Here is a 15,360-nt window from a genome sequence, read left to right on the forward strand (position 1 = left end):
CGGCGCAACCCGCCGATCATTGCTCGGGCCAAGAGCGTTCGTGCGCCGTGGTGCGTTGCGCATGACGCGACGGGAGCACCCTGATGCCGGAGCATGCTGATGTCATTGCGACACGCTTCGGAGATGGCGGGCCCGACGGCGGCGACGCCGAGTCCAGTGCATTTCTGCACGGCGTGCTGTCCCGCAAGACGGTGCGCCGCTATAGCGACCGCATGCCGGAGGAGGGGCTGCTCGACCTCCTGGTCGCCTGCGCGCTGAGCGCTTCGGCGAAGTCGGATTTCCAGCAGGCCTCGGTGATGCGCGTTCGCGATGCGGAGAAGCGTGCCGCGATCGGCAGCCTGTTTCCGAGCATGCCCTGGATCGGTGAGTCACCGGTGTTCTTCGTTTTCCTCGGCGATGCCCGGCGGCTGCAGCGCATCGGCGAGCTGCGCGGCAAGCCCGTCAAGAACGGAACCTTGGAAGGCTTCTTCAATGCCTCGGTCGATGCAGCGCTGGCGCTGCAGACCATGATCCTGTGCGCGGAATCGGCCGGTCTCGGAACCTGTCCGATCAGCGTCATCCGCAACGAGATCGACACGGTCGGCAAGGTGCTGGAACTACCGGACATGGTGTTTCCGGTCGCCGGGTTGTGTCTCGGTTATCCCGCTGTGGAGGGCCATGTCAGCCTGCGGCTGCCGCGCAGCATCACCACGCATGTCGACCGCTACGGCGACGATGCTCTGCCCGCCGCGCTCGACGATTACGACCGCCGGCGTCATGCGCGGCATGCCATTCCGAAAGAGCAGCAGCGCGGCAATGCCGAGTTTGGCGAGGCCGAGTTCTACGGCTGGTCCGAGGACAAGGCGCGTCAGGCCGCCAAGGCGGAGGGCGCGGCCTTCCCACCCTATCTGCGCGCGCACGGCTTCAGCTTCGACTGATCAGTTTCATATGAGGAGATGTGAGATGACCAAGCCTTCGTTTCCCCGCCTGTCGGCGCCGTCGCGGCGCGTCGCGCTGGCCCTGCTGGCGGCCGCGCTGACGCTGCCGGCCGCGTTCACCGCCAAGGCCGGCAGCATGGACGAGATCAAGAAGCGGGGCCTCATCGTTGCCACCGAGGACGACTTCCGGCCCTTCGAGTTCGTCAAGGACGGCAAGCCGACCGGCTTCGACAACGAATTGATCGAGGATCTGCGCAAATATGCGCCGTTCGAGATCAAGCAGCAGATCCTGCCCTGGACCGGCATCCTGGCCGGCGTCTCCACCGGCAAATACGACGTCGCCATCACCGCGGCGATCATCACCAAGGAGCGCAAGAAGTCGCTCGACTTCACCAGTCCGATTGCCGACGCGACGCATTATTACGTCAAGCGCAAGGACGACAAGAGCATCAACGCGATCAAGGATCTCAGCGGCAAGACCGTCGGCGTTCAGGCCGGCAGCGCGCTGCTGGGGCGGCTGCCCGAGCTCCAGGCGATGCTGGAGAAGGAGGGCGGCAAGCTCGGCAAGGTGGTCGAATACACCTCCTATCCGGAAGCCTATCAGGATCTCGCGCTCGGCCGCGTCGACTACGTCGTCAACACGATCATCAACATCAAGGCGCTGGTCGCCGAGAAGCCCAACGTGTTCGCGGTCGGCCAGCCCGTCTCCGGCAAGTCGTATCCGGCCTGGGCGGTCGCGAAAGGCAATACTGAGCTGGTGGAATTCCTGAACGGCTTCATCGCCAAGGAGAAGGAAAACGGGCGCTTCGCCGAGTTGCAGAAGAAGTGGTTCGGCGAAGCCTTCCCTGATCTGCCGGTCACGTTCGAGCCGGAATTCTGACGGCGCGGCGAGGGCAATTCATGTGCGGGTGGCGATCGCTGCGCGCCCATCCGTTTGACGGTCGCGTGGTCCTCCAGCGGGCGCGGTCGGCCGGTGCAGGGCGCCGGCCGCCGCGCGGCGCTGCGGATGGATGGTCATGAGCACGGCCGACATCCTGGCCATCCTGCAGGGCGCCGTGGTCACGGTGACGCTGTCCTTCGTCGGCATCCTGATCGGGCTTCCCATCGGATTGGGTCTCGCGCTGTTGCGCTGGGCCGACGTGCCGGTGATCGCACGGATCGTGGCCGTCTACGTCTCGGTCCTGCGCGCGACGCCGCTCGTCACCCTGCTGCTGCTGTTGTTCTTCGCGCTGCCCAATATCGGGATCGCAATCGGGCCGGTGTCGGCGGCGATCCTGGCGCTGGTGATGAATACCTCGGCGTTCAACTGCGAGGTCTGGCGCGCCGCCCTGATGAATTTTCCCAAGGAGCAGTACGAGGCGGCGCAGTCCGTGGGCATGCATGCGAGCCTGCGCTTCCGCCGCATCGTGCTGCCGCAGATCGTGCGGGTCAGTCTTCCTGGCCTGGTCAACGAGATGTCGCTGCTGATCAAGGTAACGCCCGTGCTCGCAGTCGTCGGCGTGGTCGACATCACCCGCGCGGCGGTGCGGATCGGCGCCGAGACCTATGAGCCGCTGCCGCCGTTCCTGGTGGCCATCGCGATGTATGCGCCGATCGTGTTCGCGCTGGTCACGCTGCAGCGGTACATCGAGAAGCGTCAGCACGCGAGCGAGGCGGCATGATCCGGGATTTCGCCATCGTCTGGAGCGAGCGGGATCTGCTGCTGAGCGGGCTCGGCAATACCACGATCCTGTCGGTGCTGTCGGCCATCGCAGGCCTCGTGATCGCGTTCGTGCTGACGCCGGCGCTGATGTCGCAGCGGCGCTGGCTGGCGCTCACCGTGCGCGTGTTCGTCGACGGCATGCGCTGCGTGCCGTTCCTGCTGTTCGCTTATATCGTCTACTATGGCTTGCCCTCGTTCGGCATCCGGCTCGACAACTGGAGCTCCGGGCTGGTGGCGCTGACGGTCTATCACGCCGCTTACCTTGCTGAGATCCTGCGCGGCGCCTGGGCAGCGCAGCCGCGCGAGCCGCTCGAGGCCGGTGTCGCCTTCGGCTTCTCCGGGGCGCGATTGTTCCGCCGTATCATCCTGCCGCCGCTGCTGCTCGCGGCAGGGCCCGTCATCGGCAACCAGATGATCCAGATCGTCAAGGACAGCGCCTTTCTCACCATCATTGCGTTGCCCGAGCTGACGCATGCCGCAAGCTCGATCCAGTCGCGCCACTACGTGCCGTTCGCCGCCTTCATCACCGCCGTGGTCCTCTATTGGGGCCTCTGCCTGGTGATCGAAGCCGCCGTCAGCGGCATCGACCGGCTGGCGGCGGCGCGGCGCTGAAAGGAGCCTGGAATGACCGACGACATGGCCGTGCTCGACGTCGCCGGCATCTCCAAGCGCTTTGGCGAATTGGAGGTGCTCTCCGACATCAGCTTCACGGTGACGCGTGGCGAGACGGTCTGCGTGCTCGGCCCGTCCGGTTCCGGCAAGTCGACCCTGCTTCGTTGCATCAACTGGCTGGAGCGGCCCGACGCCGGACAGATCTATCTCAATGGCGACCGCATCGGCATCAACAATGGCGGTGTCGTGATGTCCGATCGCGAGCTGTCGCGAGTTCGCACGCGGATCGGCATGGTGTTTCAGCATTTCGCGCTGTGGCCGCATTTGACCGTCCTTCAGAATCTCATGGAGGCGCCGGTGCAGGTGCAGAAGCGCCCCGTGGCCGAGGTGCGCGAGGAGGCGATGGCGCTGCTCGCCAAGGTCGGGCTCTCCGACAAATGCGATGTGTTCCCGGCGCGGCTGTCCGGCGGCCAGAAGCAGCGCGTCGGAATTGCGCGGGCGCTGGCGATGAAGCCGGATGTTCTCTTGTTCGACGAGCCGACCAGTGCGCTCGATCCGGAGCTGGTCGGCGAGGTGCTGGTGGTGATGCGCGAGCTCGCGCGCGAAGGGCGCACGATGGTGATCGTGACCCACGAGATGGGTTTTGCCCGCGACGCCGCCACCCGCATCCTGTTTCTCGATCGCGGCCGCGTCGTCGAGACCGGGCCGCCGGAGCGCTTCTTCGTCAGCCCGGACACCGAGCGCGCGCGCCAGTTCATCCAGCGCTATGCCGCCGGATGAACCAGAAACGACACGAGGAGAGACACGCCATGGATCCGATCTATCATCTGCTCCCGGATGCGCCGAAGCCGGTCACGCCCTACAGCCATGCGGTACAGGCTGGGCCGTTCCTGTTCGTCACTGGCCAGCTCGCGACTGATCCCGATGACGACGCGCTGCCGCTGCCCGATGGCATCGAGGCGCAGACCCGCAAGGTGATGGACAATCTCGCGCGCGTGCTGAAGGGCTGCGGCATGAGCTTCGCGAACGTCGTGTTTGCCCGCATCTACCTGACCGACTTCAAGCGCGACTACGCGCCGATGAACGCAATCTTTTCGAGCCATTTCGACGATGCGCACCGGCCGGGCCGGACCACGATCGGTGTCTGCGACCTGGCGCGCGGCGGCATCGTCGAGATCGACATGGTCGCCTACAAGCCCTGAGGGAGAGGTCAATGGATCCGATCGAGATTCCGGCACGGCGCGGCAAGGCGGCCTTCGTCAGGGCAGGCCAGGTGGTCACCGTGATCAACACCCATGGCGAGCAGGTGGTCGACACCTGGGCCTTCAACCGCGCCGACCTGTCCGAGTTCATGTCGAACGAGCACACGCGGGCACATTCGCTGCATCTGGTGCCGCGGCCGGGCGACGTGCTCCGGACCAACAGGCGCCGGCCGATCCTGACCTTGGTCGAGGACACGTCGGGCGGCATCCACGACACGCTGATCGCAGCCTGCGATCGCTATCGTTATGCGTTCCTCGGACACGAGGGCCATCACGACAATTGCACCGACAATCTGTTTGCCGGCATGGCCGAGCTCGGCCTGACGCCGCCGGAGGTGCCGAGCCCGCTCAACCTGTTCATGAACATTCCGTGGGATGCCGAGGGCACGCTCGGCTTTGCCGCGCCGCCGCGCCCCGTTCCTGGCGGCCATGTGCGCTTGCGCGCGGAGATGGACCTGGTGATCGCGTTCTCGGCCTGTCCGCAGGACATCCTGCCGATCAACGGCAAGGCGGGGCAGCCGGTCGAGGCGCATTTCACGGTGACATCAGCATGAGCGCAGAGAGCATGGCGGAGCGTGCCGCCGCCAACCGCCGCCGCTATGAGGAGCTGCGTGCGGCTGGGCAAGAGCTGAAGCAACTGCCGCCGCCGACGGCGCTCGATGGCGCGCCGATCGCGGACGACGCAATCGTCCGGAGCGAGCAGGTGCCGTCCGGCTGGCACACGACGGTGCGGCTGTCGCGCGGCGAGGGGGTGCGCATCATCGATGATCAGGGGCGCTCGAGCGTGTCGCTGCTGGCGTGGCGGACCGAGGATCCGACCGAGCGCCTCAACTGCGCCGACACCGTGAAGGTGCAGTGGAGCGCAGCACTGTCGAAGGGCCGGATGATCCTGTCGGACATGGGACGGGTGCTGCTGTCGGTGATCGAGGATACCTCAGGTGCGCACGATCTTCTGGTCGGCGGCTCGACCGCGGACTCGACGCTCGCGGCCTATGGCGAGGTGACGCGCAACACGCAGGCGAACTTCATCTCCGCCGCTGCCAAGATCGGACTGGGCGTGCGCGACATCCCGCCCTGCGTGACCTTCTTTGCGCCCGTGACGACGGACGTGACCGGGCGGTTCGTCTGGCACGCCGCGCGCAAGCGACCCGGTGATTTCGTCGATCTGCGCGCCGAGATGAACCTGATCGTCGCGGTCTCCAACTGCGCCCATCCGCTCGATCCGGCACGGCCGGTGGCGAGCGCGCCGATCACCCTGATCCAGCATCGGCTGCCGCCGCCCGCGGCCGATGACGTCTGCCGCACGGCGTCAGCGGAAGCGTCGCGCGCCTACGCCTTCACCGATCAGCTGTTCGCCTGAGGAGCGCTCATGTCGCCGACCGATCCGGACCGCATCGTCTATGTCTTCGACATTCCCGCCGAGCAGCCCTGGTCACGGGTGCTGAACAAGGGCCAGACGCTGCGTATCATCGACAGCGAGGGCGAGCAGGCGGTGGACGCGCTGATGTATGTCGCCGACGACACCGCGGAGCGCTACAGCGCACAGGACACGTTGCGCGTCCAGGGCTCGGCCTATCTCGAGCTCGGGACGCGGCTGATCTCCAACCGCGGCCGGGTGATGGCGCGGATCACTGCCGACACCTGCGGCCGCCATGACACCTCGGCGGGCTGCTGTTCGTGCGAGAGCAATGCCGTGCGCTTCGGCGAGGCGACCCGCTACCTGCACGCCTGTCGGGAGAACTTCATCCTGGAGCTGTCGCGCTACGGCCTGACCAAGCGCGACATCGTCTCCAACCTGAACTTCTTCATGAACGTGCCGATCGACCCAAACGGCAATTTCACCGTGCTGGACGGCCCCTCGGCGGCCGGCAACTACGTCGACGTCACTGCGGAGATGGACGTGTTGTTCGTGATCTCGAATTGTCCGCAGGTCAACAATCCCTGCAACGGTTTCGATCCGACACCAATCCGCGTGGAGATCAGGCAGGCCTCTGTGCCATGAAAGCTGTCAATTCTGCTCGCAAGCTCGCTTGATCGATGTTGCATCAAGCTTGAGAGGCTCAACTTGCTTCGTCGCGCAGGTGATACCAGCGATAGAGCAGGCGCTGGCCGATGCGTCGGAACGGCGCGAAGGGATGCGTCGGCAGCGGCGAGGTGAAGATCGGCAGGTCCTGTCCCTTGAAAGATTGGCCCGTCAGCATCTGCGCCATGCGGCGGCCAGCCTGCGCCGAATAGGATACGCCGTTGCCGCCATAGCCGAGCGCATAGACCAGCTTCGCCTTGGGATCGGGACGCACGATGCGCGGCATCATGTCGTGGCTGACATCGACCCAGCCCCACCAGGAGTAATCGATCTCGATGCCCGTGAGTGCGGGAAACTTGCGGTGCAGGCCGTCGATCAGGAGCTGGAGGTGCCGGTCATGCGTGGCATCGGCGCCGGTGATGGCGCTTCGGCTGCCGATCTGAACCCGGTCGTCCGGCAGCAGCCGGTAGTAGAAGCGCAAGGTGCGCGTGTCCGTGATCACCTGCCGCGTCTTGAAGCCGGTCGCAGCAAGCTCGGCCGCGGAGAGTGGCCGCGTCACCAATGAATTCGACAGGATCGGCATGCAGCGGCCCGACAATTCCGGCGTCAGCCCGAGCGACGTATAGGCCCCCGTGGCGATGCCGACGCCGTTCACGCTGACGGCGCCGCCGGGCGTATGCAGAACGAATCTGCCGTTGGACTGCTCGATGCGTGTCACGGGGCTTGCGGTATGAACCCGCACGCCGAGCGCGCGCGCCATCTGCAAATAGCCGAAGGCGAGCTTGGCCGGATGCACGCCGGTTCCGAGCGGCTCGTGCACCGCGCCGACGGCCTCGGCCTCGTTGACGAAGTCGCTTGCCAATTCCTCGCGCGAGATGACGCGCGAGGCGTAGCCGAACACGTCATTCAGCACCTTCGACTCCGCCGCGATCTTGTCGAGATTGCGCTGGCGGTGAGCGACGTAGAGGTGCCCACCGCGCTGCGGCTCGACATCGACAGGGCTCGATCGCACCAGCTCCTCGAAGGCCTCGAACCCTTCGGACACCTCGGCATGCATCCGCTTGGCGACGTCGAGCCCCCAGCGCTCGATCCATTGCGAGCGCGTCAGGCGGCCCGAGGCATTCTGTGCCTGGCCGCCATTGCGCGTGCTGCAGCCCCAGGCCACGCGGTTGGCCTCGAGCACGATCGCCTTGATGCCGTGCTCGCGCGCCAGGAAGATCGCGCAGGCAAGACCGGTATAGCCCGAGCCGATGATGGCGACATCGGCCGTCGTGTCGGTCGTGATCGGACCGTCGCTCTCCGGAGGGGTGCCAGCCGTTGCGATCCAGTAGGTCGGAGCGTAGTCGCGGTTGCGACCCGGGCCGTCGGCGACCAGCGGGTCGTAATGGGGATCATACGCAGCCGTGGGCAAAGCATGCATGTTCATCGCGCGGCACTCGCGCTCGTGGCCGGCTGCGGCGGGCGGTCCTTGCGGAAGGCGCTCTTCGTACAGATTTTGTCGCCGCGGAAGCCGAACAGGTCGCAGCCCTGCACCTCGATGCGCCGGCCGTCCGGTGCAGTTCCACGGAAGATCCATTCGGACAGGGCCCGATCGCCGAACACCGTATGGCGCGTGCACTCCCAGCTGACGTCTGGCATGCCGCCCCAGGTCGCTTCGAACGCGGCGCGCACATCGGCTGCGCCGCTGATGCGACGGCCGCAGCTGTCGGGCCCTGCGGCCGCGTCGAACACGATGTCGTCGGTCATGCAGGCCATCACGCCTGCGCCATCGTGCCGGTTGAAGGCGGCGAACAGCGTGTCGAGCAGTTTTCGCCGGGCGGTTTCGATATCGGCCATGTCGTGTCCTCGCGCATCACGCCGCGACGTCTGCGGGGTGTCGATGGCATGTGCCACGCGATCGGGCGCAGGCCCTAGAACCAGGGCGGGGGACCTCTGCGGCCAGAACTGGTCCGGTGATCGGGCGCGGGCTGGCCCTATCGTCGCTTGGACGGACTTGCTGACTGGCCCGATGACCCCGCCCTCGCGTTGTTACGCCCCCCGCTGACGATGGCCCTGCAAGAACTGGCCGTCGCCGTCCACGACATCGCCGCCACATCGCTGCCCAGCCCGGCCCTGGTGCTGGCCGCCGCACTGTCGATCTTTGCCGCGGCGCTGGTGCGCGGCTTCACCGGCTTCGGCTTCGCGCTGACGGCCGTGCCGTTGCTCGGTCTGTTCATGCCGCCGACGCAATCGGTGCCGGTTGCGGTCTGTCTGCAACTCCTCATCGGGCTCAGCGATTTACCGCGTGCATCGCGTGCCTGCGACTGGCCCTCACTGCGCTGGCTGATCCTGGGCGGCCTGATCGGCTCGCCGATCGGCGCGCTGGTGCTGAGCGTGGTATCCGCCTCAGTGGCACGCATTCTCATCGCGCTGATCACCGTCGGCGCGGTCGTGCTGCTCAATGCGGGGTTTCGGATGGCGGCGGCGCCGGCGGGGTGGATCACGTCGCTGGTCGGTCTTGCGGCCGGTCTGTTCAACGGCCTTGCTGGCATGCCCGGGCCGCCCGTGATCGTCTACTACAACGCGGGCGCATTCGGTCGGTTTGCCGCGCGCGCTTCGATGATGGTGTTCTTCCTCGTCTCCTCGATCGTTGCGACCGCCAGCCTCGCATGGTTCGATCTCGTGGACCTGCATATCGCGGTCCTGACCGCGCTCGGCATTCCCGTGATGCTGGTCGGCACCTGGCTCGGCGATCTCGGTTTCCATCGCGGCAGCGACACGCTGCACCGCCGGGTGTCGATGGCAAGCCTCGCGGTGGTCGCGCTCGGCAGCGCGCTCAAGGGGCTGAGCGACCTGCTGTAGCCGCTCAGGGACTTTGTGATGACATGTGCCGGGCGAAGATCTGGCCGAGCTTGGCGATCCCCGGTGCGATCCGGTCGGTGCGGATCGAGGAGAAGCCGAGACGGAAGCAGTTGCGCGTCGCATCCGGGTTGAGCGAGAACACGTCGCCGGGCTCGATGACCACGCCTTCGGCGCGCGCCACCTCCGACAGCCGCACCGCGTTCGTTCCCGCAGGGCAGGTGATCCAGTAGCTGGTGCTGCCCGGGCCGCGCGACCAGGTGCAGCCCGGTAGCGCCTGCGGCAACAGCGCGTCGAGCAGGGTGGCGCGTTCGAGCAGCACGCGGCCGACCTGCTGCAGATGGGAGCGGTAGTGCCCGAGACCGATGAACAAGGCCGCGACGCGCTGGTTGTTCAGCGGCGGATGGCGCAGCATCAGCCGGCGCAACGCGCGCAACTCGCGGATGACGGGCGCAGGCGCCACGACGTAGCCGAGCCGCAGGCCGGGGGCCAAGGCCTTCGACAGGCTGCCGACGTAGAGCACGCTCTGGTCGCGGTCCAGGCTCATCAGCGGCGGCAGGCTGCTGCCCTCCGGCATCAGATCGCTTTCATAATCATCCTCGATCAGGACGATGTCGCGCTCGCGAGCGACCTGGAGAATCTCCTCGCGCCGCGCCCGCGACATCGCGGTCGTGGTCGGGCATTGGTGGCTCGCCGTGACATAGGCCAGCGCGCAGCGCGCGAACGCCTCGTCAGGGACCAGGCCCTGATCGTCCAGCCGAAGCGGCACAACCTGCGACGTCATCATGCCGAAGATGTTGCGTGCGTCGGGATAGCCGGGATCTTCGATGCCGATCGGGGTGTCGGGCTGCAGGAACAGCTTCGCAATCAAATAGAGGGCGTGCTGTGCTCCGATCGTGAGCATGATCTCGTCGGCACGGGCGCGAATGCCGCGGCGCGGCAGCACCTGCCGCTGCAATTGTTCGATCAGCGCCGGATCGTCGCCGTCGATCATGTCGCGCGCCCAGTTGTTGATCTCGGGGACGCTGAGCGCCGCGCGCGCGCTCTCGCGCCAGTCGTTGGTCGGAAACAGGCTCGGGTCGAACTGCCCGAAGATGAAGGGATAGGGATAGGTCTGCCAGTCGAGCGGCTTGACGATATTGCGAAGCGCCGACGGCTGCAGCGCGAACCGCTCGGTCCAGCGCCGGCTGTAGACCTCCGTCGCAGGCTGCCGGGCTTCGCCGATGTGCTTGGGCAGGCCGGCCACGAAGTAGCCGCTGCGCTCGCGCGACACCAGGAAGTTCTGGTCGACCAGCTGCTCATAGGCGATGACGATGGTGTTGCGCGATACCTTCAGGAGGGCTGCGAGATCGCGGCTCGACGGCATGCGGACGCCGAGCGGCAGACGGCCGTCCTCGATCGCGGTCACGATCATCTGCCGGATCTGAAGCTGCAGGAAGGTGCCGCCGCGGTCCAGGCCGTCGAACAGCGAGATCCAGAACAGCACGTCATGGATCGGAACAGCCGGTCCGGTCGCTTGGGATCGCAGCAGGGGCGCGAATTTTGCCATCGAGGTATTTGGTCCTGAAAGCCGTGAGGCGCTCAAACTAAAGCAAAAACCGCGCCATAGCGGAATGATTGCGGGCGTGGCTCGCATGGGCTGGCTCCATTTGTGCATGGCATCTGGCGCTGGCCTGGACCCATCCGACACCGCAGGTTTCGACAACGGCTTGGGAAGTTGAGGGAGTTCGCGGTGAGCTCAGATACCGTCGTCTACGCGGCCCGCAGGATCGTGACGATGAATCCGTCACGCCCGTTTGCGACGCACGTTGCGGTGCGGGAGGGGCGGATCGTTGCCGTTGGCAGTGAAGCGGAGATCGCGCAATTCGCTCCTGATGGTCGGATCGACACGCGCTTCCGCGACAAGGTGCTGTTACCTGGGTTCGTCGAGGGCCACAGCCACATCATGGAAGGCATGATGTGGTCGCTGCCCTATGTCGGGGCCTTCGAACGGCGCTCGCCGGAGGGCAGGGCGGTCGCCGGCGTTCCCAACATCGATGCGATCGTGGCACGCCTCCGCGAGGCCGAAGCCGGCATGGCTGATCCGAACGCAACGCTGTTCGCATGGGGTTTCGATCCGCTGCATATCGGTGGTGAGAAGCTGACGCGCGAAGCACTGGACCGGGTCTCGACGACGCGGCCGATCATGGTGATCCACGCCAGCTTCCATATCAGTGTGGTCAACACGCTGGTGCTGGAGCGCACGCAGCTTCTGCATGCCACCGACATCTCCGGTGTCGTCGCCGGAGCCGGCGGTCTGGCCAGCGGCGAACTGCAGGGTATCGCAGCCCGGTTGCGGGCGTTCCGCTTGGTGGGCAATCCGCTGTCGGAGCTGCTGACCATGTCCGACGTGCAGCGCTACGCGTCATCGGCCTGCGTGCAGGGCGTCACCACGATCACCGATCTGCACAACGATCTCACCGACAACACGTTGGACCTTTATCGCTCCGCGACGCAGCAGGCGGAGTTCGGTGTGCGCCTGGTACCGGCGCTGGCCTCGGCCACGCATCCTCCGGACAAGGCCATCGAAAAGATCGCGGCGCTGCGCGAGTCCGGCAACGACAAGCTGCATTACGGCATTGTCAAGCTGGTCGTCGACGGGTCGATCCAGGGCTTCACGGCCCGCCTACGGTGGCCTGGATATCACAACGGCGCGCCGAACGGCCTCTGGTACATCGCGCCGGAGGAGCTGCCGCGCCTGGTCGAGCTCTACCACAAGGCCGGCATCCAGCTTCACATCCACACCAATGGCGACGAGGCGACCGAGCTTGCGCTGGACGCCGTGGAAAAGGCGCAGACCGCTCACCCGCGGCTGGATCATCGCCACACGCTGCAGCACTGCCAGATGGCCGACGCCGCGCAGTTCCGCCGCATGAAGGCGCTCGGTCTTTGCGTCAACCTGTTTGCCAATCACGTCTTCTACTGGGGCGATTCCCACTACGAGCTGACGATGGGACCAGAGCGGGCGAACCGCCTCGATGCGACAGGCACGGCACAGCGGATCGGCGTTCCCTACTCGATCCACTCAGATGCGCCGGTCACACCGCTGTCGCCGCTGTTCACCGCGTGGTGCGCCGTGAACCGCGTCTCCTCGTCGGGCCGCAAGCTCGGCGCCGAGACCGAGGCGCTGAGCGTGGCGCAGGCGCTGAACGCCATCACGATCGGCGCAGCCTACACGCTCAAGCTCGATCATCTCATCGGCAGTATCGAGACCGGCAAGTACGCGGACTTCGCGGTCCTGGAGCAGGATCCATTGACGGTCGCGCCGGAGACATTGAAGGACGTTGCGGTCTGGGGCACTGTCGTCGGCGGCATCGTCAAGGAAGCGCCGCGCGCATGACGGCATCCGCGCCCATTCCGTTCACCGTGATCGGCGGCTTTCTCGGCGCCGGAAAGACGACGCTGCTCAACCGTCTGCTGTCGGCTAGCACCGAGCGCTGCGCCGTGCTGGTGAACGATTTCGGCGAGATCAATGTTGATGCCGCGCTGATCCGCAGCCACGACGGCACGACGATGTCGCTCTCCAATGGCTGCGTCTGCTGCAGCATCGGGACGGGCTTTCTCGATACGCTGGCGCGGCTGCTCGACGATATCGGGCGCTTCGATCGCGTGGTGATCGAGGCCAGCGGCGTCGGCGATCCCTGGCGCATCGCGGAGATCGCGCTGGTCGAGCCGTCGCTGCAGCTCGACGGCGTCGTCGTGCTGGCCGATGCAACCCGCATCACGGTGCAGTGCGAGGACCGGCACATCGGCGAGACCATCCGCAATCAGTTCGCCAAATGCGACGTGGTGCTGCTGAGCAGATGCGATCTGGCCAGCGAGAGCCAGCGCAAGGCGGCGTGCGCCGCCATCGGCGCCATCCGGCCGAATGTGCCGATCGAACAATTGTCGACCCTGACGCCTGTGCATCAGGCGGTCTTCGGGCGGGGGCGGGCGGCGCGTTTCCGCGCCGATCTGGTCGCGGAGACGGTCGACCACGAGAACGACTTCCGTCGCTGGACCTATCAGCGCGCCGGGCGTTTCGACCGCGACAGGCTGGCCGCCGCGGTGGGCGCCCTGCCGCGCGAATTGCTGCGGCTGAAGGGAATCTGCGGGGTCGACGGCGACGGCCGCGCACAGGTGTTCCAACTGGTGTCACGCAACTGGTCGCTGACGCCGGCCGAGGATGGCGCCACGGCGGCCGAGACGATCACGCTCGCCGGCGTGGGGACCGCGGATCTGCCATCGGATCACGAGCTCGACGCGATCCTCGACCGTGCTTTGTCTACCGCAGCGTGACGCGATGACATCAGAGCTCATTGGACCACCAGCCAGTTTCTCATCATCCACCCGGTCGTGAATCAGGAAGCGGGATAGCCATGTTGATCAGACGACATTTTGTGCTCGGAGCTCTCGGTCTCGTCGCGGCCACGGCCGCATCCCCCGCGGCGCAGGCGCAGTCATCCGGCAGCAACACCTTGGTGGTCGCGACCACGCAGGTGCCGCGGCATTTCAACGGCGCCGTGCAGTCGGGCATGGCGACGGCCATGCCGACCGCCCAGATCTTCGCGAGCCCGCTGCGCTATGACGACAAGTGGAATCCGCAACCTTATCTGGCGCAGTCCTGGGAGGTCGCGGCTGACGGGCTTTCAGTCACGCTTCACTTGGTGAAGGACGCCGTCTTCCACGACGGCCACCCCGTGACGTCCGAGGACGTCGCGTTTTCGATCATGGCCATCAAGGCCAACCATCCGTTCCAGACGATGCTGGCGGCGGTCGACAAGGTCGAGACGCCTGATCCCGCGACCGCCATCCTCCGTCTGAAAAACCCGAGCCCGTCGCTGCTCCTGGCGATGTCGCCGGCGCTGATGCCGATCCTTCCCAAGCACATCTATGGCGACGGCCAGGACCTCAAGACGCATCCGGCCAATCTGAAGCCGATCGGGTCCGGCCCGTTCAAGCTGACCGAGTACAAGCAGGGCGAATACTACACGCTGGAGAAATTCGACAAGTTCTTCATCCCTGGCCGGCCCAAGCTCGACAAGATCGTGGTCAGGCTGGTGTCGGATCAGAATGCGGCCGTCGTCTCGCTGGAACGCGGCGATTTCAACGCGTTTCCCTTCATCGCAGGCGCGCGCGACATCGATCGTCTGCAAAAGTCGCCGAACCTTGTCGTGACCGACAAGGGCATGGCGGGCGTCGGCCCGCTCAACTGGCTTGCCTTCAATACCAAAAAGAAGCCGCTCGATGATGTCCGCGTGCGCCAGGCCATCGCCTATGCGGCCAATCGCGACTTCATCGTCTCCAAGCTGATGGGCGGCAAGGCCACGCCGTCGCTGGGGCCAATCGCACCGGATTCGCCGCTCGCCGAAGCCGCCGTCGAACCCTACAAGGTCGACTACGCCAAATCGGCCGCGCTGCTGGATGCTGCCGGCTACGCCAAGGGGGCGGACGGCTCGCGCTTCTCGCTGACCATCGACTACATTCCGGGCGGCGACGAGCAACAGCGCAACGTCGCCGAGTACCTGCGCTCGCAGCTCAAGCGGGTCGGCATCAATCTCGAGGTGCGCGCCGCGCCGGATTTCCCGACCTGGGCGCAGCGCGTCTCGAACTTCGATTTCGACCTCACCATGGACACCGTCTACAACTGGGGTGACCCGGTGATCGGCGTCAACCGCACCTATCTGACGTCGAACATCCGCAAGGGCGTCATCTGGTCGAACACGCAGCAATACTCCAATCCCAAGGTGGACGAGCTGTTGCAGGCGGCGGCGGTCGAAACCTCGCCCGAGAAGCGCAAGGCGCTGTACTCGGAGTTCCAGAAGATCGTCGTCTCGGATGTGCCGATCTACTTCATCAACGTCAGCCCGTACTACAATGCCTTCGCCAAGGGGCTCGGCAATCTCCCGAACTCGATCTGGGGCATGATGTCGCCGCTCGACGAGCTCTACTGGGAAACGCCGCCGAAGACCTGAGGCGGAGCTATCC

General features: G+C 66.0%; 16 protein-coding genes. 13 read left to right on the forward strand and 3 right to left on the reverse strand.

Translation table 11 applies throughout. The annotated features are described in order from the left end of the window. The first annotated feature begins 83 nt into the window (after nt 1-83). From ACQR2C_RS06955 to ACQR2C_RS06995, 9 genes are all read left to right on the forward strand, one after another. Nucleotides 84-917, forward strand: a complete 834-nt coding sequence (locus tag ACQR2C_RS06955) for a nitroreductase family protein (RefSeq protein WP_434847876.1) — start codon at nt 84-86, stop codon at nt 915-917. Nucleotides 918-942: 25 nt separating this feature from the next. After that, a complete protein-coding gene (locus ACQR2C_RS06960) occupies nt 943-1,797 on the forward strand; it encodes a transporter substrate-binding domain-containing protein (protein WP_434880791.1) in 855 nt (284 codons plus the stop codon). Between the two features lie 136 nt (nt 1,798-1,933). After that, entirely contained in the window at nt 1,934-2,578 is a 645-nt protein-coding gene (locus ACQR2C_RS06965) for an amino acid ABC transporter permease (RefSeq protein ID WP_434880792.1), read from the forward strand. After that, nucleotides 2,575-3,231: an amino acid ABC transporter permease gene (locus ACQR2C_RS06970; RefSeq protein ID WP_316182685.1), complete on the forward strand. Its 657-nt coding sequence runs from the start codon at nt 2,575-2,577 to the stop codon at nt 3,229-3,231. Before ACQR2C_RS06965 ends, ACQR2C_RS06970 begins: the two co-directional genes overlap by 4 nt. 12 nt (nt 3,232-3,243) lie before the next feature. Beyond that, complete coding sequence (locus ACQR2C_RS06975) at nt 3,244-4,011, forward strand: amino acid ABC transporter ATP-binding protein (protein ID WP_434880793.1); 768 nt, start codon at nt 3,244-3,246, stop codon at nt 4,009-4,011. A gap of 29 nt (nt 4,012-4,040) precedes the next feature. Beyond that, nucleotides 4,041-4,433, forward strand: coding sequence for a RidA family protein (locus ACQR2C_RS06980; RefSeq protein ID WP_257165825.1), 393 nt, complete (start codon nt 4,041-4,043; stop codon nt 4,431-4,433). Between the two features lie 11 nt (nt 4,434-4,444). Continuing rightward, a complete protein-coding gene (locus ACQR2C_RS06985) occupies nt 4,445-5,047 on the forward strand; it encodes a DUF1989 domain-containing protein (protein WP_434880794.1) in 603 nt (200 codons plus the stop codon). Further along, nucleotides 5,044-5,853 carry an urea amidolyase associated protein UAAP1 gene (locus ACQR2C_RS06990; RefSeq protein WP_434880795.1) on the forward strand — a complete coding sequence of 270 codons (810 nt, stop codon included), beginning with the start codon at nt 5,044-5,046 and terminating at the stop codon, nt 5,851-5,853. Before ACQR2C_RS06985 ends, ACQR2C_RS06990 begins: the two co-directional genes overlap by 4 nt. A 9-nt stretch (nt 5,854-5,862) precedes the next feature. Beyond that, nucleotides 5,863-6,495: an urea amidolyase associated protein UAAP2 gene (locus ACQR2C_RS06995; RefSeq protein ID WP_315805017.1), complete on the forward strand. Its 633-nt coding sequence runs from the start codon at nt 5,863-5,865 to the stop codon at nt 6,493-6,495. Nucleotides 6,496-6,553: 58 nt separating this feature from the next. Here the strand turns inward: ACQR2C_RS06995 and ACQR2C_RS07000 are convergent, their stop codons facing one another. Next, nucleotides 6,554-7,942 carry an NAD(P)/FAD-dependent oxidoreductase gene (locus ACQR2C_RS07000; protein WP_434880796.1) on the reverse strand — a complete coding sequence of 463 codons (1,389 nt, stop codon included), beginning with the start codon at nt 7,940-7,942 and terminating at the stop codon, nt 6,554-6,556. Beyond that, nucleotides 7,939-8,352, reverse strand: a complete 414-nt coding sequence (locus ACQR2C_RS07005; protein ID WP_434880797.1) for a nuclear transport factor 2 family protein — start codon at nt 8,350-8,352, stop codon at nt 7,939-7,941. Before ACQR2C_RS07005 ends, ACQR2C_RS07000 begins: the two co-directional genes overlap by 4 nt. A 210-nt stretch (nt 8,353-8,562) precedes the next feature. On the opposite strand from ACQR2C_RS07005, the gene ACQR2C_RS07010 reads away from it, so the two are divergent. Continuing rightward, on the forward strand, nt 8,563-9,357 hold the full coding sequence (locus ACQR2C_RS07010) for a sulfite exporter TauE/SafE family protein (protein ID WP_434880798.1): 795 nt from the start codon (nt 8,563-8,565) through the stop codon (nt 9,355-9,357). A gap of 4 nt (nt 9,358-9,361) precedes the next feature. Here the strand turns inward: ACQR2C_RS07010 and ACQR2C_RS07015 are convergent, their stop codons facing one another. Then, the gene (locus ACQR2C_RS07015; RefSeq protein WP_434880799.1) at nt 9,362-10,903 is read right to left on the reverse strand and encodes a PLP-dependent aminotransferase family protein; all 1,542 of its coding nucleotides are present in this window, start codon (nt 10,901-10,903) and stop codon (nt 9,362-9,364) included. Nucleotides 10,904-11,086: 183 nt separating this feature from the next. Between ACQR2C_RS07015 and ACQR2C_RS07020 the strand changes: the two genes are divergently transcribed. The 3 genes from ACQR2C_RS07020 (at nt 11,087) to ACQR2C_RS07030 (ending at nt 15,347) form a co-directional block, all read left to right on the forward strand. Then, the gene (locus ACQR2C_RS07020; protein WP_434880800.1) at nt 11,087-12,733 is read left to right on the forward strand and encodes an amidohydrolase; all 1,647 of its coding nucleotides are present in this window, start codon (nt 11,087-11,089) and stop codon (nt 12,731-12,733) included. Further along, complete coding sequence (locus tag ACQR2C_RS07025) at nt 12,730-13,671, forward strand: CobW family GTP-binding protein (protein ID WP_434880801.1); 942 nt, start codon at nt 12,730-12,732, stop codon at nt 13,669-13,671. The genes ACQR2C_RS07020 and ACQR2C_RS07025 overlap by 4 nt, the downstream gene beginning before the upstream one ends. An 80-nt stretch (nt 13,672-13,751) precedes the next feature. Beyond that, nucleotides 13,752-15,347: an ABC transporter substrate-binding protein gene (locus ACQR2C_RS07030; protein ID WP_434880802.1), complete on the forward strand. Its 1,596-nt coding sequence runs from the start codon at nt 13,752-13,754 to the stop codon at nt 15,345-15,347. Nucleotides 15,348-15,360 lie beyond the last annotated feature (13 nt).

The sequence above is a fragment of the Bradyrhizobium sp. HKCCYLRH3061 genome, from assembly GCF_051168015.1.
In the GTDB taxonomy this organism is placed as follows: Bacteria; Pseudomonadota; Alphaproteobacteria; order Rhizobiales; family Xanthobacteraceae; genus Bradyrhizobium.